Origin of the sequence: Nocardiopsis sp. FIRDI 009, from assembly GCF_003386285.1 — a bacterium.
In the GTDB taxonomy this organism is placed as follows: domain Bacteria; phylum Actinomycetota; class Actinomycetes; order Streptosporangiales; family Streptosporangiaceae; genus Nocardiopsis.
This window is the reverse complement of record NZ_QPNC01000009.1, coordinates 208846-227202: the sequence shown is the minus strand read 5'-3', so window position 1 is coordinate 227202 and position 18357 is coordinate 208846. Positions and strand designations below refer to the sequence as shown.

Below are 18357 nucleotides of genomic sequence, written 5' to 3'. Positions count from 1 at the left end.
CGGGGTCTGGTGGGAGCGGGACGGTGTGACCGCTCCCGCCAGGTCGAGACTACGGCAGCTCAGCGCCCCAGGCGGTCATCTTCGGTGGGGCGCACGCCACGGGCCCAGTCCACCGCCGCCATCGCGCGCTTGCCCTGGGGCTGCACCTGGCCCAGCAGGACCGGGTTGGTGCTGGTTCCCACGACCACGCGCCGTTTGTCGGCGTGCACCTGTCCGGGGTCCAGGGCGGGGGTGTCGGCGTCGGTCAGGGGGGTGACCGGTCCGACCTTGAGCCGGGTGCCGCGGAAGGTGGTCCAGGCGCCGGGCGCGGGCGTGCAGGCGCGCGCGAGGCGGTCCACGCGCTGGGCGGGGGCGGTGAAGTCGAGTTCGGCGTCCTCGGGGGTGAGCTTGGAGGCGTAGGAGACCCCGTCCTCCTCCCGCTGCGGTACCGCGGTGAGCTGGCCGCTGGCGATCCCGTCGATCGTGCGCACGAGCAGCTCGGCCCCGGCCACGGACAGGCGGTCGAGGAGTTCGCCGCTGGTGTCGGTGGGGCGCACGGTCTCGGTGAGGGTGCCGAAGACCGGACCGGCGTCGAGTTCCTTGACGATCCGGAAGGTCGTGGCGCCCGTGACGTCGTCGCCGTGCAGGATGGCGTGCTGGACGGGGGCGGCGCCGCGCCAGGCGGGCAGCAGTGAGAAGTGCAGGTTGACCCAGCCGTGTTCGGGGATGTCGAGCGCGCGCTGGGGCAGGAGGGCGCCGTAGGCCACCACGGGGCAGCAGTCCGGGCCGATCTCGGCGAGCCGCCCCAGGAACTCGGGGTCGCCCGCCTTGGCCGGTTTGAGGACCTCGATCCCCTCGCTGGCGGCCAGCTCGGCGACCGGGCTCGCCGACACCCGCCGTCCGCGCCCGGAGCGGGCGTCCGGGCGTGTCACGACCGCCGCCACCTCGTGCTCGGAGTCGATCAGCGCCCGCAGGGACGGCACCGCCACCTCAGGCGTTCCGGCAAAGACGAGCTTCATCTATCGGGTCCCCTCCACTGCTGACGGAAACCGTCCCGAGCCGCGCCGCGCCCCCGGCGCCCGGACCGCGTGACGCCCCCGCGCACGGTCTGTACGCGTCCCAGTTCTACCAGTCGCCGGGGCGGGACGGAGCCGCGGACCACGGGTCCCGTCGTGGGCTTCTGGTAGACCAGTGGGTGATGACCGACCATCCCGGCCCGCCCGACGGAGTCCTCTTCGACCTTCCCGAACAGGACCCGTCCGAGGCCGCCCCGGCGAAGGCGCGCCACGCGGCCGGGCGGAGGCCCGCCGACCGCCTCCCCGTCGCGCGCGTGGTCGTGGACACCCCGCTCCCCCACCTGGACCGCTACTTCGACTACCGGGTGCCCGCCGACATGGACGAGACCGCCGTGCCCGGCTGCCGGGTCAGGGTGCGCTTCAACAACCGCCGGCTGGGCGGGTTCCTCGTCGAACGGGTGGAGACCTCCGAGTTCGCCGGGCGCCTGGCCTACCTGGATTCGGTGGTCTCTCCCGAACCCGTCCTGACCCCGGAGATCCTCGGTTTGGCCCGTGCCGTCGCCGACCGTTACGCGGGCACGCTGAGCGACGTCCTGCGCCTGGCCGTGCCGCCGCGCCACGCGCGGGTGGAGCGGGAGGAGGACCCCGGGGAGTCCGACGGGGACGGGACGGCCGATCTCGGGACGGCCGACACGACCGGGGAGGACACCCCCCGCAGCGGGGGCGACGAGCCCGGACCGTGGGCGGACTACCCCGAGGGGCCCGCCTTCCTCCGGGCCCTGCGGGAGGGACGCGCCGCGCGCGCGGCCTGGACCGCCCTGCCCGGTGCGGACTGGGCGGACGCCGTGGCGGTCGCGGCGGGAGCGACACTGGCGGGGGGGCGCGGCACGGTCATCGTCGTGCCCGACGGCCGGGACGTCGAGGCCGTGGACGCCGCGCTGACCCGGCACCTGGGTGAGGGGCGCCACGTGGCGCTCACCGCCGACCTCGGTCCCGCCAAGCGCTACCGGCGGTGGCTCGCGGCCCTGCGCGGCCGGGTCCGGGTCGTCGTGGGCACCCGGGCCGCGGTCTTCGCCCCGGTGCGCGACCTCGGCCTCGCGGTGCTGTGGGACGACGGCGACGACGTCCACGCCGAACCGCACGCGCCCTACCCGCACGCCCGCACGGTCCTGGCGATGCGCGCGCACCGCGCCGGCGCCGGGGCGCTGATCGGCGGACACACGCGCACCACCGACGCCCAGCTCCTGGTCGAGTCGGGGTGGGCGCTCCCGTTGGCGGCGGACCGGCCCACCCTGCGGCGGCGGGCGCCGATCGTGCGCGCCGCCGGGGACGACCGGGAGCTGGCCCGGGACGAGGCGGCGCGGACGGCGCGGATGCCGAGTCTGGCGCTGCGCGCGGCCCGGGAGGCGGCCCGGACGGGTCCCGTGCTCTTCCAGGTGCCCCGCCGGGGCTACCTGAACACGTTGGCCTGCGCCGGGTGCCGGGAGCCCGCGCGGTGTGACGCGTGTCGGGGACCGCTGGCCGTGCGCGGTTCGCACGCGATGCCCTCGTGCGGCTGGTGCGGCCGGGTGGCCGGGCAGTGGGCCTGCCCCGAGTGCGGCGTGAGGCGCATGCGCGCGGTCGTGGTGGGCGCCCGGCGCACGGCGGAGGAACTCGGCCGGGCCTTCCCCTCGCTGACGGTGCGCACGTCCGGTCGTGAGGAGGTGCTGTCCGCGGTCGCGGACCGGCCCTCGATCATCGTGGCCACCCCCGGCGCCGAGCCCGCGGCCGAGAACGGGTACGCGGCGGCCGTGCTGCTGGACGGGTGGGCGCTGCTCAACCGGTTGGACCTGCGGGCGTCGGAGGAGGCGCTGCGGCGCTGGTTGAACGCGGCGGCCCTGGTCCGGCCCGGCGGCACGGTGGTGGTGTCGGCCGACGCGGCGCTGCCGGTCGTGCAGTCGTTCGTGCGCTGGGACCCGGCCGGGTTCGCCGAACGGGAGCTGGCCGACCGGCGTGAGCTGGGCTTTCCCCCGGCGGTCACGATGGCGTCGGTCACCGGCGCCCCCGAGCACGTCCGTGAGCTCCTCGACCAGGTCGAACTGCCCGAGGGGACCGAAGTCCTCGGGCCGGTGCCCGTGGGCTCCCCGAGGGAGGAGACCGCCCAGGGCGTCCAGCAGACCGAGCGCGCCCTGCTCCGGGTTCCCCGGGGTGGCGTCGGGGCGCTGGCCCGCGCGTTGAAGGTGGCCGCCGCGGCCCGCAGCGCGCGCCGTGACGAGCACCTGGCCCAGGTCCGGGTGGACCCGCTGCACGTGGTCTGAGGGCGCGGTCGGGCCCGTCCGCGCCGGGGCCCGTCAGTGCCGTCCGTATCCGGCCCGGTACAGGTCGCGGAGCAGGGCGATCTCGGCCCCGTGGTGGAAGATCTCCCGGTTCAGGTGCAGGACCAGCGCCACCATCGGGAAGTCCGCCCACTGGGGAGCCTCGGCCCCGCCCACGGGGGCGGCCATCGCCTCGTCGTCGAGTCGCTGGAGGTGGTCGGACCAGGCCCGGTAGGCCGCGTGCAGGCGTGCGCGGGCGTTGTCGGCGCCGCTGGGCCAGTCGATCGTGTCCGGGTTCGCCGTCCGGTCGCCGAAGTGCCAGTTCACCCGGGTCTCCAGCACGTCCACGACAATGTGGCCGAGCCGCCAGGCGATCGTGGTCACCGGCGGCGGGTCCGGTTCGGTCTCGGCTCTGTCGGGCGCGTACCGACCGTCGGGGAGTCGGCGCACCGTCCAGGCCCCGGCGACGGGCTCCCACAGGTACTCCTCCTCGGTGAGGCCCGCCAGCCTCGGCCACAGGGAGTAGTCCCAGTAGAACTGGAGCTGCGCCAGTGTCTCCCCGGTCCAGTTCACCGCCATCGGGGCGGCCTCCTCTCCTGTCTGACGGTCCGGCCCAGTCCGCCCAGGACTCCGCTTCCGTCGGCGGAGACCTCCTCGTCCGGATAGGGCCACCAGGTGATGTCCGCGAGCCCGGGTTCCAGGAGCCGGAACGGGGCGAAGGCGGCCTCGGTGTCCGTGCGGGGCGCGGAGGAGGTGAGGGCGAGGTAACCGCCGCCGCGCATCAGGGAGTGGAGACCGTCGATCCAGGTGGGGAAGGTGTCCGCGGTGAGGGGACGGGTGAGGAGGACGGCGACGGGTCGGTCGAGGTCCACGTGGCCGCAGGTGCGCAGGCGGCGCAGGAGCGTGGCGGGGTCGGCGCCGTCGCCGGAGAGGACGGCGGTGTCGGCGCTGGACAGGACGCCCGCCGTCCCGTGGGGGGCGACGTTCACGACACCGGCGTCGGGGGCGCGCTCCCGGACGCGCCCGGCCGTGCCGGGGACGGCGCACCCCCAGTCGACGAACTGGTCGACCCCGGCGTCGGCGCACAGGTAGTCGATGATCCGGCCGAGGAAGCGCTCGTGCCGGCGGAGGTGGTCGGCGGCGCGGGGGTCCGGGGGCCGTGCCTCCGCGCGGCGGCGGAGGCCGACGACGTGTGACCGCCGTCCGGGGAGCGGTACGGGGTCCGGCCGTTGGACGGCGGCCGTGAGCCGTCCTGCCTTCGGCCCTCGGACATTCGTCACGATCACGCTCCCCAGCCGGTCCGCTCGTGGGAGGCACGGCACGCGGGCGCACCGATCGGGTCCGTCCCCAACGCGCCATACCGTCAGGGCCCGATGCTACCCCCGGCAACGTGATCCGCCACACAGGGTCGGGTGATTTCCGCCCCCGTTCTCCGTCTGCGTGGTATGGCGGCGTTCCCGCGCGCCCCGCCCCTCAGAGGACGTTGCGCGGGTCCGGGACCGGCGCCAGGCGGCCGTCGCAGTCGGCGTACTCCCACCGGGGGCCGTGCGCCACCAGGTCGGCGACCGCCCCGACCAACCGGTCGACGTGCTCGGTCGTGGTGCCCACGCCCAGGCTCGCCCGGACGGCCTGCGCGTGCCCCTCGGGCAGCAGGCGGCGGGTCAGGGGGTGGGCGCAGAACAGGCCGTCGCGCACGCCGATCCCGTACTCCGCGGACAGGGCGGCGGCCAGCAGCTCGGCGGGCAGCCCGTCCACGGTGAAGGACACGATGCCCACCCGTGTGTGGTCGGCCCCCCACAGGGACAGCTCGCGGACCCCGTCGATGTCGGCCAGGCCCGCGCGCAGGCGCTCCAGCAGAGCGGACTCGCGGATGTGCAGGAGCTCCTGGGTGGCGGGGGTGAGGGTGTCGCAGGCCGCGGCCAGGGCGACGGCGCCCAGGACGTTGGGGCTGCCCGCCTCGTGCCGCGCGGGCAGGTCGTTCCACCGGACGTCGTGTTCGGTGACCAGTCCGGTGGCCCCTCCCCCGTACAGGTAGGGGGTGGCCGCGCGCAGCCAGTCGGCGCGCCCGGCCAGCACACCGGAGCCGAAGGGGGCGTAGAGCTTGTGCCCGGACAGGGCCACGTAGTCGGCGCCGGTGGCGGCCAGGCTGAAGGGCAGGTGCGGCACGTACTGGGCGGCGTCGACGACGACGCGGGCACCCTCGGCGTGGGCCACACGGACCAGGTCCTCCACGGGCCAGATCTCACCGGTGACGTTGGAGGCGGCGGTCACGCACAGCAGGGTCGGCCCGTCGGGGGCCTCCGCCAGGGCGGCCCGGGCGGAGGCGACCGCGGCCTCGGGGGACTCGGGCAGGGGCAGGCGCACGACCCGGCCCGCGCGGGAGGAGGGGTGCTGCCAGGGCAGCAGGCTCGCGTGGTGCTCGGACTCGAAGACGACCACGGTGCAGCCCTCGGGCACCGAGCGCGCCAGCAGGTTGAGCGCGTCGGTGGTGCCGCGCACGAACACCACCGCGTCGGCGGGTTCGGCGCGCGCTCCCAGGAAGCGGGCGACGCTGCGGCGGGCGCGCTCGTAGGCGTCCGTGCTCACCTGGGAGTGGTGGCCCGCGCCGCGGTGCACGCTGGCGTAGTAGGGCAGGGCGGCCGACAGGGCGTCGGCCACGGAGGTCAGACACGGGGCGCTGGCCGCGTAGTCGAAGTTGGCGTAGTCGACGCGCTCTCCGGTGACGAGGGGGACGCCGGTGTCGGCGGTGACGATCGAGCACTCGGCGGGTTCGGGGGAGCGCAGGGAGTGGATGTGATGGACCGTGGTCAAGATGCACCTCTTTCGTGGGTCGGGGGACCCACGGGGCGCCTCACGGCGACATCGGCGGGGTCCGCGCTTGTCAGACACGGTCGTGTCGGGACCTGGTCCTCACCCGGGGCACCCCACCGCGGAAGGAGGGTTGCCGGCCAGCAAGCCGGGGCTTGACGCTGGCACTCGTGACCTGGCCAGAAAGGTAGCACAGACCCGGCGGGTCGTACACCGACCCCTGGCGTGCGCCCCGCCACACCCCCGCTTGACACCCGGCACGGAGGCTGGGACATACTGGTCCCGCCTGCCCTCACGCCGCGGGTGTCCGGCTTTTCCCGGTCGCCCTCCAGGCGCGAGACTCCAGAGCATCGGAGTTTTCGCATGCCCGCGAGCGAGAGGTGTGTGCCTTGCACGGCGACGACCGTATCCAGCAGCTTTTCCGCAACCCCAGGGTTGTCCTGATCTCCGGCTACGCCCGTCTTCCCGACACGGTGGCGAGCCATTCCCAGTACCAGCGGCTCGGCGTCGTGCTCGCCGTGGACACCGCCGACGACCGGATCGTCGCCGCGGACACCACGCTCCTCACCGACCTGGCCAAGCAGTTCTTCCGCGCCCTCGTCGAGGGCGCCTCGGTGACCGAGGACATCGCCGAGATCGTCCGTCGGGTGCAGACGCGGTACGCGGGCCAGTCCGGCGCCGCCCTCACCACCGCGCTCCGCCGCTGCCTGGAGACCTACTACCAGCTGCGGGACGGCGACCAGCTGCCCGGTGACGCCGACACCAAGGAGTGAGCACCCCCGTGTCCGACACCAACACCGAACCCACCGCCCCCCTGCCGCTGGCCGGGGTGCGGGTGGCCGACCTGTCCCGGGTCCTGGCGGGACCCTACGCCACGATGCTCCTCGCCGACATGGGCGCCGAGGTGGTCAAGGTCGAGCAGCCCGGACGCGGGGACGACACCCGCGCCTGGGGGCCGCCCTGGGCGGGCGCCTCCGGGGACTCGCCCGGAGAGGCCGCCTACTTCCTGTCGGTGAACCGCAACAAGCGCAGCCTGGCGGTGGACCTGAAGGACCCCGACGGTCTGGCCGCCGTCCAGGACCTGTGCGCCTCCTCCGACGTGGTGATCCAGAACTTCCGCCCCGGGGTCATCGACCGCCTGGGCCTGGGCTACGCCGACGTGAGCGCCCGCAACCCGGCGGTCGTGTACTGCTCCGTGAGCGGGTTCGGGCCCGAGCACGAGCCCGCCACGCGCCCCGGGTTCGACATCGTCGTGCAGGCCGAGAGCGGGCTGATGGCCACCACCGGACCGGTGGAGGGCCAGGCGAGCAAGGTGGGGGTGGCGCTCACCGACGTCCTCACCGGCCTCAACGCCGCCGTGGGCATCCTGGGCGCCCTGATGCGCGCGCGGACCACGGGGCGGGGCGAGAACATCAACGTCTCGCTCATCAACTCGACGCTGTCCGGCCTGGTCAACCTCGCCCAGCAGGCGCTGGTCACGGGGGCCGAGCCCGCGCGGATGGGCAACGCGCACACCACGATCGTGCCCTACCAGGTCTTCCCCACGGCCGACGCCGAGATCGTGGTCGCGGCGGGCAACGACGCCCTGTACCGGCGCCTGTGCGCCGCCCTGGACCGGCCCGACCTGGCCGGGGACCCCCGGTACGTCACCAACCCGGGCCGGGTGGAGCACCGGGAGGAGCTGGTGGAGGAGCTGTCGCGCACCCTGCGCTCCCGCCCCGCCGACCACTGGATGGACGTGCTCGTGGCGGCCGGCGTCCCGGCCGGGCGGGTGCGCGGGGTGCTGGACGCGCTGCGCACCGCCGACGCCAGCGGGGACGACGTGCTGCGCACGGTGGAGCATCCCACGATCGGGCCGCTCGAACAGGTCCGCGCGGGTTTCCGGTTGGAGGGGACGCCCGCCCCGCTGACCGCCCCTCCCCTGCTCGGCCAGCACTCCCGGAGCCTGCTCGCCGAACTGGGCCTGGACGAGGGGCTCATCGACGCGATGGTCAAGCGCGGCGCCGTCCAACAGCCCGACCTGCCCTGATCCCGCGACCGCACGGCGCCGAGCCGCACCCTTGGAAGCACACGACAACACGAAGGGACACCCACCCCATGAGCGAGACCCAGCGCAAACCCGCCGCCCCGGACCCGCACGACTTCCTCGCGGTGGACGCCACGCTCTCCGACACCGAACGGGACGTCCGCGACGCGGTCCGTTCCTTCGCCTGCCGCGAACTGCTGCCGAACGTGGCCGACTGGTTCGAGGCGGGCACCCTGCCCGACCCCCGGGGCCTGGCCAAGGCCCTCGGCGACCTGGGGGTGCTGGGCATGCACCTGGAGGGGTACGGCTGCGGGGGCTCCAGCGCCGTCGCCTACGGTCTGGCCTGCCGCGAACTGGAGGCGGTCGACTCCGGGCTGCGCAGCTTCGTGTCCGTCCAGGGTTCCCTGGCGATGGCGGCCATCCACAGGTTCGGCTCCGAGGAGCACAAACAGGCGTGGCTGCCCCGGATGGCGGCGGGCGAGGCGATCGGCTGCTTCGGTCTGACCGAGCCCGACTCCGGCTCCGACCCGGGTTCGATGCGTACCCGCGCGCGGCGCGACGGGTCGGACTGGGTCCTGAACGGCACCAAGATGTGGATCACCAACGGCTCGGTCGCCGACGTGGCCGTGGTCTGGGCCGCCACCGACGACGGCATCCGCGGCTTCCTCGTGCCCACCGACACCCCCGGCTTCACCGCCAACGTCATCCACAGGAAGCTGTCCCTGCGCGCCTCGATCACCTCCGAACTGGTGTTGGAGGACGTGCGGCTGCCCGCCGACGCGCTCCTGCCCGGTTCGAGGGGGCTGGGGTCGCCGCTGTCGTGCCTGAACGAGGCCCGCTACGGGATCGTGTGGGGCGCGGCCGGGGCCGCCCGCGCCTGCTACGAGGCGGCGCTGGAGTACGCGACCACCCGCGAGCAGTTCGGCCGCGCCATCGGCGGGTTCCAGCTCACCCAGCGCAAGCTCGCCGACATGGTGGTGGACGTCAACCACGCCAACCTGACGGCGCTGCGGATCGGTCGGCTCAAGGACGAGGGGAACTGCCACCACAACCACGTCAGCTTCGGCAAGTTCTCGTGTGTGGCGGCCGCCCAGCGGGTGGCGAGCGCGGCGCGCTCCATCCACGGCGCCAACGGCATCACCCTGGAGTACCCGGTGATGCGGCACATGGTGAACCTGGAGACGGTGGCGACCTACGAGGGCACCGAGGAGATCCACGCCCTGAGCATCGGGCAGGCCGTGACGGGTGTCTCGGCGTTCCGCTGACGCGCGGAGCGGTACTCGGGTGCCGACAGTCCCCCGCAACCACCACAATGGGGAGCATCCGACCGAGGGAGTTGCGGAAGATGGTGAACGAGCCGACGAAGCGGTTCGAGATGACGCGGGTGCGGCGGACCGCCAACGCCTTCGTCAGCGGCTTCGTCAAGTACGGGGTGTGCCCGCCCGACCTGCACCTGCTGACGACGCGGGGGCGCGCGTCGGGGTTCTTGCGGACCACACCGGTCAGCGTGCTGGACAGCGACCGTGGCCGGTTCCTGGTGGCGCCCTACGGGGAGGTCGACTGGGTGCGCAACCTGCGCAAGGACGGTTTCGCGACCCTGCGCCAGGGAGGGTGGATCGAGCTGGCCAGCGTGCGTGAACTCGGCCCCGACGAGGCGGCCCCGGTGCTCCGTGAGTACCTGGACCACCCGCGCGCCTTCGTCGTGGGTCCGTACTTCGAGGCCCCGCCGGAGGCGCCGGACGAGGACTTCGCGGCCGAGGCCGACCGCCACCCGGTGTTCGAGATCGTGCGCTCGACCACGATCCGCATCTGAGCGGCTCCGGCCGTCGACGGGGTCCGGACTCCCGCCACCGCGGGGGTTCGGCCCACGGGACGGAGCGCGGCGGCGGTCAGGGCCGGCCCCAAGGCCGACGCAGCCTCAGTTCCGGACGCGGTACACGTCGTACACCCCGTCCACCCCGCGCACCGCGCGCAGGACGCTGCCGAGGTGGGCGGGGTCGGCCATCTCGAAGGTGAACCGGCTCTGCGCCACCCGGTCGCGGCTGGTCTGGACGGTCGCCGACAGGATGTTGACGTGCTGGTCGGACAGCACCCGGGTGATGTCCGACAGCAGCCGGGACCGGTCCAGCGCCTCGACCTGCAACGCCACCAGGAACATCGAGTCCTCGGTGGGCGACCACTCCACCCGCACCATGCGGTCGGTGTCCAGGGTCGAGGCGTTCACGCAGTCCTCGCGGTGCACCGAGACCCCGTTGCCGCGGGTGACGAAGCCGACGATCCCGTCGCCCGGCACCGGCGTACAGCATTTGGACAGGCGGGCCCACACGTCGGCGTCGCCCTCCACGACCACGCCCGGGTTGCCGGGGTGGCGGCGGCGCGTGACCGCCTTCGTGGGCAGGGCCGACTCGGCGATGTCCTCGGTGTGGTTCTCCAGGCCGCCCAGGGAGTCGACGAGCTTGCTGACCACGCTCTGCGCGCTGACCTGGTGCTCGCCGACGGCGGCGTAGAGCGAGTCCACGTCCGCGTAGCGCAGGTCGCGGGCCAGGGCGATGATCGCCTCACCGCTGAACAGGCGCTTGACCGGCAGCTCCTGCTTGCGCATGACCTTGGCGATCTCGTCCTTGCCCTTGTCGATCGCGGCCTCGCGACGCTCCTTGGTGAACCAGTGCCGGATCTTGTTGCGGGCGCGGGCGCTCTTGACGAAGTTGAGCCAGTCGCGGCTGGGCCCGGCGTCGGGGTCCTTGGAGGTGAGGATCTCGACCGTCTCGCCGTTGTGCAGCTGGCTCTCCAGCGGCACCAGGCGGCCGTTGATCCGGGCGCCCACCGTGCGGTGGCCGACCTCGGTGTGGACGGCGTAGGCGAAGTCGACGGCGGTGGCGCCCTGCGGCAGGGAGATGACGTCGCCCTGCGGGGTGAAGACGAACACCTCCTGCACCGACAGGTCGAAGCGCAGCGACTCCAGGAACTCGCCCGGGTCCTTGGTCTCCTGCTGCCAGTCGATGAGCTGGCGCAGCCACTGCATGTCGGAGGTGCCCTTGGCCTTGGGTTCCCCGCCCGCGCCGCGGTCCTCCTTGTACTTCCAGTGCGCGGCGATGCCGTACTCGGCGCGGCGGTGCATCGCGCGGGTGCGGATCTGGAGTTCGACCGGGTTGCCCGAGGGACCGATGACCGTCGTGTGCAGCGACTGGTACATGTTGAACTTGGGCATCGCGATGTAGTCCTTGAACCGCCCGGGCACGGGGTTCCACCGCGCGTGGATGGTTCCCAGGGCCGCGTAGCAGTCGCGGACGCTGTCCACCAGGACCCGCACGGCGATGAGGTCGTAGATCTCGTCGAAGCCGCAGTTGCGGGCGATCATCTTCTGGTAGATCGAGTAGTAGTGCTTGGGCCGTCCGCGCACGGTCGCCTTGAGTTTGGCCTCGCGCAGGTCGGCCGAGACCGCCTCGATGACCTCCTGGAGGTAGACGTCGCGGCGGGGGGCGCGCTCGGAGACCAGGCGGGCGATCTCGTCGAAGCGTTTGGGGTAGAGGGTGGCGAAGGCCAGGTCCTCCAACTCCCACTTGATGGTGTTCATGCCCAGCCGGTGGGCGAGCGGTGCGAAGATCTCCAGGGTCTCGCGGGCCTTCTTCTCTCGTTTGGCGCGGGAGGGCAGGTAGCGCAGGGTGCGCATGTTGTGCAGGCGGTCGCACAGTTTGATGACCAGGACCCGGATGTCGCGGGCCATGGCCACGACCATCTTGCGGACCGTCTCGGCCTGGGTGGCCTCGCCGTACTTGACCTTGTCCAGCTTGGTGACGCCGTCGACCAGTTCGGCGATCTCGTCGCCGAAGTCGGCGCGCAGCTCGTCGAGGGAGTAGTCGGTGTCCTCGACGGTGTCGTGCAGCAGCGCGGCGGCCAGGGTGGCCTCCTGCATGCCCAGCTCGGCCAGGATGGTCGCCACGGCGAGCGGGTGGGTGATGTAGGGGTCGCCGCTCTTGCGCTTCTGGTCGCGGTGGTGGTGGGCGGCCACCTCGTAGGCGCGCTCGATGAGCCGGACGTCCACCTTCGGGTGGGTGGCACGCACGGTCTTGATCAGTGGTTCGAGCACCGGGTTCATCGTCACTCCCCGCTGGGCGCCGAGTCGGGCGAGCCTTCTGCGGACTCGCACGGTGGAGGGCGTGGTGGAGCCGGGCGGCCCCGGGGAGCCGGCCGGTGCCGCCCCGGAGACGTCGGAGGGCGCCGCTTCGGTCGCGGCGCCCTCCGGGCGGTCCACCTGTGGTCTGTGCGCGGGCGACGTACCGCTGCCGTCCGCGTGCCCTCCCGGCATGCCAGGGCGCCGCTCGCCGGTGGCCTCCGGCCGCTCGCCGCGGTCCGGTACCGCCCCGGTCGAAACCACTTCGCTTGGCATGCCTACCTCCCGCGGATCCACCCGGTCGCGTGGACGCCGTCGCCGACGCCCGCCCGGTGCACGTGCGTGTTGTCAGGGCCAGTCGCTGGACGTGGCCGCCGCGGTACCTCTCCCACCAGTCTAGTGTCCGTGGTCCCGCGTGAGCGGAGACGAGGTCCGGCCGTCACCCTCGGCCGCGCCTCACCGTGACACGGGTACGGGTATGGCGAGGATCACCGGACGCGCCGCGTCCGGTGACGGCGTCCCCGTGCGGGCGAGGTGCGGTGAGAACCGGGTCCTTCCCTCAACGCGGAGGGATTCGCCGCGCATTCCCCTACGGGCGGGTACACGCGTCGGGGAGTCCCCGGTCAGACCGACAGAAGGCTGTGCAGCTCCACGTCCGACAGCTTCTCGCGTCCCTGGAGCGCCGAGAGTTCCATCAGGACGGAGAATCCCACGACCGTACCACCCGCCTTGCGCACGAGGTCCACCGCGGCCCTGCCGGTGCCGCCGGTGGCGAGCACGTCGTCGACGATGAGCACACGGCTGCCCGCGGGGATCGCGTCGGCGTGGATCTCCACGGTCGCGGTGCCGTACTCCAGATCATAGGCTTGCCCGATGGTCGCCGAGGGCAGTTTCCCGGCTTTGCGCGCGGGGACGAAGCCCGCGTCCAGCGCGAGGGCGACCGGGGCCCCGAAGATGAAGCCGCGCGCCTCCAGACCGAGCACGCGGTCCACCCCCCGCTCCCGGAAGGGGTCGGCGAGCCCGTGGACGGTGGCGCCGAACGCCTCCCGGTCGTTGAGCAGCGGTGTGATGTCCTTGAACAGCACCCCGGGCTGCGGGAAGTCGGGCACGTCGCGAACGTGCGACCGGATCACGCCGAGGAGCTGACCGGCGCCGTCGGTCGCGGAATCGTGGGACATGGGCGGTGGGACCTTCTTCTGCGGGGGTCGAACACGCCGGTACCGGCCCCGGTCGGGGCCGGTACCGGGGAGCGTGTGGCCGGTGTGGCCGGGATCAGTTGTTGGGCTTGTCGTCGTCGCCGAAGTCGGGGCGGTCCTCCACCGGCGTGTCGTCGGCGGAGGGGGTGATGACCTCGCCCACGCCGGCCTTGAGCATGCGGATGCGGGTGCCGGGGGCGATCTCCAGCAGGACGTCCTGCTCGTGGACCTCCACGACGGTGGCGAAGATGCCCGCCTTGGTCATGACCTCGACGCCGGGGACGAGCGCGTTCACCATCTGCTGCTCCTGCTGGCGCCGCTTCTGGTTCGGCCGCCAGAACAACAGCCAGAACACCAGGAGGATCAGTGCGAACGGCAGAATCATGTTCAGGAGGCCCCCGGTGGGCTCTCCTTCGGCGGCGAGAGTGTAAATGCCCTGCACTGGGGCGTCCTTCCTGACGTTTCGTCGTGTGGCCGACCGTTGTCGGCTCGCAACCGCGACGACCACCTTCATCGTGCCGACCCGGACGTCGCGTCACGGACCGCACCCGCACTCCATAACGCTCCAGGCCGCCCGCGCGTTCCACCCGTGTCGAACGACACGTGGGGGACCTGGCCCCCACAGGGCTGGATACCTCCAGCTTACGTGGCGCCGGTCACCGTGATCCCACGGTCAGGGCTCGGTGGCGCAACGGCCGGGCGGGGGCGCGTCCTCGGCCCGGAGGGCCGCGGTCACGGCTGGTTCGAGCCGTTCGTCGGAGCGCCGCCGTTCGGGGAGGATCCGCCGCTGGCGGCGGCCGCGCCGAACGCGGCGTCGGGCGGCGGTGTCAGGCCCATGTGCGCCCATGCCTGCGGGGTCGCGACCCGGCCGCGCGGTGTGCGGGCCAGGAAGCCGGAGCGGACCAGGAAGGGTTCGGCGACCACCTCCACCGTCTCGGCCTCCTCCCCCACCGACACCGCGAGTGTCGACAGACCCACCGGCCCGCCCCGGAAGCGGCGCAGGAGCACGTCGAGGATGGCGCGGTCGAGGCGGTCCATGCCGAGCGCGTCGACCTCGTACAGCTCCAGGGCGGAGCGGGCGGTGTCCAGGGAGAGCGTGCCGTCCCCCCGGACCTCGGCGTAGTCGCGGACGCGACGCAGGAGCCGGTTGGCGATCCGGGGGGTGCCGCGCGAACGCCCGGCGATCTCGCGGGCCGCGTCCTCGTCCAGGGGGGCGCCGAGCAGGCGCGCCGAGCGGTGGAGGATGAGTTCGAGCTCGTCGGGGGTGTAGAAGTCCATGTGCGCGGTGAAGCCGAAGCGGTCGCGCAGCGGCGCGGGCAGCATGCCCGCCCGGGTGGTGGCCCCGACCAGGGTGAAGGGCGCGATGTCGATGGGGATCGCGGTGGCGCCGGGCCCCTTGCCCACGACCACGTCGACCCGGAAGTCCTCCATCGCGACGTAGAGCATCTCCTCGGCGGGGCGGGCCATGCGGTGGATCTCGTCCAGGAAGAGGACCTCGCCCTCCTGGAGGGTGGACAGCACCGCGGCCAGGTCGCCGGAGCGTTCGATGGCCGGGCCGGAGGTGATGCGCAGCGGGGCGCCCAGCTCGGCGGCGATGATCATGGCCAGGGTGGTCTTGCCGAGGCCGGGGCCGCCGGACATGAGGATGTGGTCGGGGGCCCGGTTGCGCCGCTGGGCGCTGCGCAGCACCAGGGAGAGCTGTTCGCGAACCCGTTCCTGGCCGACGAACTCGTCCAGCCCGCGCGGCCGCAGGGCACCTTCGATCTGGCGTTCGTCGCCGTGGGCGTCGGGCGACACGGCGTCGCGTTCGTGCATGGGAACCACTCCTAGGCGCGGCTGAGCTTGCGCAGGGCGGCGCGCAGCAGGACGGAGACGTCGGTGGTGTCCTCGGCCTCGGCGGCGACGGCGGAGGCGGCGGCCTCGGCGTCCTTGGCCGACCAGCCGAGGTTGACCAGGCCGGAGACGACCTGGCCGCGCCAGGCGCCGTCCGGTTCGGCGGCGCCTGGTGCGGCGGGCGGCGCGCCGTCGGTGCGGACGGGGGCGTCGAGTTTGCCGCGCAGTTCGAGGACGATGCGCTGGGCGCCCTTCTTGCCGATGCCGGGCACGCGGGTGAGCGCGGCGGTGTCCTCGGTGGCCACGGCGTGGCGCAGGCTCGACGGGCTGTGGACGGCGAGCATGGCCAGGGCCAGGCGCGGGCCGACGCCGGAGGCGGTCTGGAGCTGCTCGAAGAGCTGGCGCTCGTCCTCGTCGGCGAACCCGAAGAGGGTCAGGGAGTCCTCGCGGACGACGAGGCTGGTGGCGACGGTCCCGGTCTCGCCCACGTGCAGGCCGGAGAGGGCGGCGGGGGTGCACCGTACGGTCATGCCGACCCCGCCGACGTCGATCACGGCGGTGTCCGCGCCGCGTGCGGCCACCCGGCCGGTGAGGAACGCGATCATCTCGTGCGGGCGCCGGTGCGCCCTTCTCCTTCCTGGGGGCGGGGGTCACCGCGCGCGGTTGCGGCGCGCCAGTTCCACCTTGCGGGCGAAGTCCTGTTTGGCCTGGGCGACGCGGGCGTCGGCGCCGCCCCGCCAGATGTGGCAGATGGCGAGCGCGACCGCGTCGGCCGCGTCGGCGGGTCTGGGGGGACCGTCGAGTCTGAGGATACGCGCCACCATGGTGCCGACCTGCGCCTTGTCGGCGCGTCCGCTGCCGGTGATGGCGGCCTTGGCCTCGCTGGGGGTGTGCAGGGCCACGGGCAGGCCGCGGCGGGCGGCGCACAGCAGGGCGATCCCGCTGGCCTGGGCGGTGCCCATGACGGTGCTGAGGTTGTGCTGGGCGAAGACGCGCTCGACGGCGACGGCGTCGGGCTGGTGTCGGTCGAGCCAGTCCTCGATGCCGCGTTCGACGGCGACCAGGCGTTGGGGGAGGTCGGTGTCGGCGCTGGTGCGGACGACGTCGGCCCCCAGGAGGGTGAGCGGTCGGCCGATGGACCCCTCGACGGCCCCGATGCCGCACCGGGTCAGCCCCGGGTCGATCCCCACCACGCGCACGCGTTCCACCCTCACCTTCTCGAACGTCCGTTCGCACCATGCTAGCGGCGCGCGCTGACGCCCGCCGCGCCCGTCGGCGCGGGCGTGTCGGGGCGGGGGCCGATCCGCGCTCAGGCGTGATCGTACGGTTTCCCCGGCCGGTCCGTCGGTGCGCGGGTTCCCGACGGACCGCCGCGGTGGTCCGTGGACGGTGCGGGGGAGCGGCCCGCGCCCCGGGACGGTCGGTGCGCGGGCCGGTCGGTCGGTCGGTTCAGGGACGCACGGACTGGGTGTGCCGGAACAGGTCCTGCGGGTCGTAGTCCCGCTTGGCCCGCTGAAGGCGGGCGTAGTTGTCCTTGTAGTACAGCTCGTGCCAGGGCACCCCCGAGGTGTTCCAGGTGTCGTCGTTGAGGTCGACGTCGCAGTAGTTGACGAAACAGCCGTCGGTGGTCCCGTTGGGAACGGGCACCCCACCCGTGTCAGCGAAGAGGTCCCGGTAGAAGCGGCGCATCCAGTCCAGGTACCCCTCCTCCTCCGAGGCGTCGTTCCACACGCCCACGACCTGGAACTTCAGGATGGAGTCGCGCTGGGGAACCGCGGTGGCCGCCGGAGCCACCTCGTTGACCCGGCCGCCGTAGCCGGAGATGAGCAGCAGTCCGCCGCCCCCGGTGAAGTCGTCCCTGTTCAGGTACTCGTGCATGGTGGCGATCTGGGAGTCGGTGTAGCGGCGCCGGAAGTAGGCGGACTTCCCCTTGAAGCGGACGGTGGGGTCCTGACCGGTGAAGCCCGCCCACTGGGTGGCCTGGAGATAGGGGATGAGGCGCTTCTGGGTGACCTGGTAGTCGGTGCCGACCCCGTTCCCGACCGCCCGGGTGTAGTTCTCCAGGACCCGCTCCGCGTTGTTGACCCCGGCATCGACGGCCGCGGTCATCATCACCACTCCGCTGTTGCGGTGGAAGGGCTTGAGCTGCCCGAACAGCGACGCCGCGCGGCTCCCGGGGTCCTGGTTCTCCTCGTGCCAGGCGCCGTGGTTGCGCATGAGCCGGCCGAACCCCTGTTCGGTCAGCTCCGGCCAGGACCAGGCGACCTCGCTGATCCAGACGTTGGCGGGCGGGGCCGGCAGCAGTTTGGCGGGGTCGCCGCCGGAGGCTCCCGGGGTGCGGAACCAGTACCGGGTGACGACCCCGAAGTTCCCTCCGCCGCCACCGGTGTGCGCCCACCACAGGTCGTGGTGGGGGTCGGACTCGTCCGCTGTCGCGATCACCGCCGAGACCGACCCGTCGGAGTCGACGCACACCACCTCGACGGCGTGCAGGTAGTCCACGGACAGCCCGTCGCGCCGTGCCCAGACCCCGTAGCCGCCGCCCGCGATGTGTCCACCCGCGCCGACCGTGGGGCAGGCGCCCGCAGGAACGTAGACCCCCCAGCCGCGGTAGAGCTTCTGGTAGACATCGCCCAACCGGGCCCCGGCGCCGATGGAGAACGCCCGTCTGCCCTTGTCGAAGGCGACCTCGGACATCGCGCTCATGTCGATGAGGACACGCACGTCGGAGTCGGTGGTGAAGTCCTCGTAGCAGTGGCCGCCGCTGCGCACGGCGATCCGCTTGCCCTGGCCCACGGCCGCGCGAACGGCTGCGACGACCTCCTCGGTGTCGCGCACCAGGTGAATCCGCTCCGGCTCTCCCTGCCAGCGCTGGTTGGTGCCCCGGGAGAGGGTGGAGTAGCGTGCGTCGCCGGGGAGGACCGACGCGACTCCGGAGACGGTGGAGGCGGACGCGACGCCGGTCCGGCCCGCCAGACGGCCGGTCAGGGGGGAGACGGCGAACGCGCCCGCGCCCGCCAAGGCTGTGCCGGCGAGGAGGCCGCGTCGTGACAGACCCGTCATGGATCAGCCCTGCCTTTCGTTGTCGTGCGCT

General features: G+C 73.3%; 16 protein-coding genes and 1 riboswitch. Of the genes, 5 read left to right on the top strand and 11 right to left on the bottom strand.

Annotated features, from left to right (window positions below):
- Positions 1-59: 59 nt before the first annotated feature.
- Positions 60-998 (bottom strand): methionyl-tRNA formyltransferase, encoded by a 939-nt coding sequence (gene fmt, locus DVR05_RS07725; RefSeq protein WP_116245125.1) that lies wholly within the window; start codon positions 996-998, stop codon positions 60-62.
- A 179-nt stretch (positions 999-1177) separates the two neighbouring features.
- Between fmt and DVR05_RS07720 the strand changes: the two genes are divergently transcribed.
- Positions 1178-3292, top strand: a complete 2115-nt coding sequence (locus DVR05_RS07720; protein ID WP_116245124.1) for a primosomal protein N' — start codon at positions 1178-1180, stop codon at positions 3290-3292.
- A 33-nt stretch (positions 3293-3325) separates the two neighbouring features.
- Here DVR05_RS07720 and DVR05_RS07715 read toward each other — a convergent pair whose 3' ends face one another.
- The 3 genes from DVR05_RS07715 to DVR05_RS07705 form a co-directional block, all read right to left on the bottom strand.
- Positions 3326-3868 (bottom strand): DinB family protein, encoded by a 543-nt coding sequence (locus DVR05_RS07715; RefSeq protein WP_116245123.1) that lies wholly within the window; start codon positions 3866-3868, stop codon positions 3326-3328.
- A complete protein-coding gene (locus tag DVR05_RS07710; RefSeq protein ID WP_198659082.1) occupies positions 3859-4569 on the bottom strand; it encodes an SAM-dependent methyltransferase in 711 nt (236 codons plus the stop codon). The genes DVR05_RS07715 and DVR05_RS07710 overlap by 10 nt, the downstream gene beginning before the upstream one ends.
- A gap of 193 nt (positions 4570-4762) precedes the next feature.
- The gene (locus DVR05_RS07705) at positions 4763-6100 is read right to left on the bottom strand and encodes an aminotransferase class V-fold PLP-dependent enzyme (RefSeq protein WP_116245121.1); all 1338 of its coding nucleotides are present in this window, start codon (positions 6098-6100) and stop codon (positions 4763-4765) included.
- A gap of 58 nt (positions 6101-6158) precedes the next feature.
- Positions 6159-6273, bottom strand: a riboswitch (SAM riboswitch).
- Between the two features lie 213 nt (positions 6274-6486).
- Here DVR05_RS07705 and DVR05_RS07700 point away from each other — a divergent pair.
- The 4 genes from DVR05_RS07700 to DVR05_RS07685 all read left to right on the top strand — a co-directional run bounded on the left by DVR05_RS07700 (position 6487) and on the right by DVR05_RS07685 (position 9936).
- Positions 6487-6870 carry a DUF3870 domain-containing protein gene (locus tag DVR05_RS07700; protein ID WP_116245120.1) on the top strand — a complete coding sequence of 128 codons (384 nt, stop codon included), beginning with the start codon at positions 6487-6489 and terminating at the stop codon, positions 6868-6870.
- An 8-nt stretch (positions 6871-6878) separates the two neighbouring features.
- Positions 6879-8126, top strand: a complete 1248-nt coding sequence (locus DVR05_RS07695) for a CaiB/BaiF CoA-transferase family protein (protein ID WP_116245119.1) — start codon at positions 6879-6881, stop codon at positions 8124-8126.
- A gap of 68 nt (positions 8127-8194) precedes the next feature.
- Positions 8195-9388, top strand: coding sequence for an acyl-CoA dehydrogenase family protein (locus tag DVR05_RS07690; protein ID WP_116245118.1), 1194 nt, complete (start codon positions 8195-8197; stop codon positions 9386-9388).
- A gap of 80 nt (positions 9389-9468) precedes the next feature.
- A complete protein-coding gene (locus DVR05_RS07685; protein ID WP_116245117.1) occupies positions 9469-9936 on the top strand; it encodes a nitroreductase/quinone reductase family protein in 468 nt (155 codons plus the stop codon).
- A gap of 105 nt (positions 9937-10041) precedes the next feature.
- Here DVR05_RS07685 and DVR05_RS07680 read toward each other — a convergent pair whose 3' ends face one another.
- The 7 genes from DVR05_RS07680 to DVR05_RS07650 all read right to left on the bottom strand — a co-directional run bounded on the left by DVR05_RS07680 (position 10042) and on the right by DVR05_RS07650 (position 18326).
- Positions 10042-12219: a bifunctional (p)ppGpp synthetase/guanosine-3',5'-bis(diphosphate) 3'-pyrophosphohydrolase gene (locus DVR05_RS07680; RefSeq protein ID WP_116245116.1), complete on the bottom strand. Its 2178-nt coding sequence runs from the start codon at positions 12217-12219 to the stop codon at positions 10042-10044.
- A 638-nt stretch (positions 12220-12857) separates the two neighbouring features.
- Entirely contained in the window at positions 12858-13412 is a 555-nt protein-coding gene (locus tag DVR05_RS07675; RefSeq protein WP_116245115.1) for an adenine phosphoribosyltransferase, read from the bottom strand.
- Between the two features lie 94 nt (positions 13413-13506).
- Positions 13507-13815 carry a preprotein translocase subunit YajC gene (yajC, locus tag DVR05_RS07670; RefSeq protein WP_198659081.1) on the bottom strand — a complete coding sequence of 103 codons (309 nt, stop codon included), beginning with the start codon at positions 13813-13815 and terminating at the stop codon, positions 13507-13509.
- Between the two features lie 347 nt (positions 13816-14162).
- Positions 14163-15245: a Holliday junction branch migration DNA helicase RuvB gene (ruvB, locus tag DVR05_RS07665; protein WP_116245113.1), complete on the bottom strand. Its 1083-nt coding sequence runs from the start codon at positions 15243-15245 to the stop codon at positions 14163-14165.
- 11 nt (positions 15246-15256) lie between these two features.
- Entirely contained in the window at positions 15257-15868 is a 612-nt protein-coding gene (gene ruvA, locus DVR05_RS07660; RefSeq protein WP_116245112.1) for a Holliday junction branch migration protein RuvA, read from the bottom strand.
- Positions 15869-15913: 45 nt separating this feature from the next.
- Positions 15914-16462 (bottom strand): crossover junction endodeoxyribonuclease RuvC, encoded by a 549-nt coding sequence (gene ruvC / locus DVR05_RS07655; RefSeq protein ID WP_116245344.1) that lies wholly within the window; start codon positions 16460-16462, stop codon positions 15914-15916.
- Positions 16463-16712: 250 nt separating this feature from the next.
- Positions 16713-18326: an FAD-dependent oxidoreductase gene (locus tag DVR05_RS07650; protein ID WP_116245111.1), complete on the bottom strand. Its 1614-nt coding sequence runs from the start codon at positions 18324-18326 to the stop codon at positions 16713-16715.
- Positions 18327-18357: the final 31 nt, after the last annotated feature.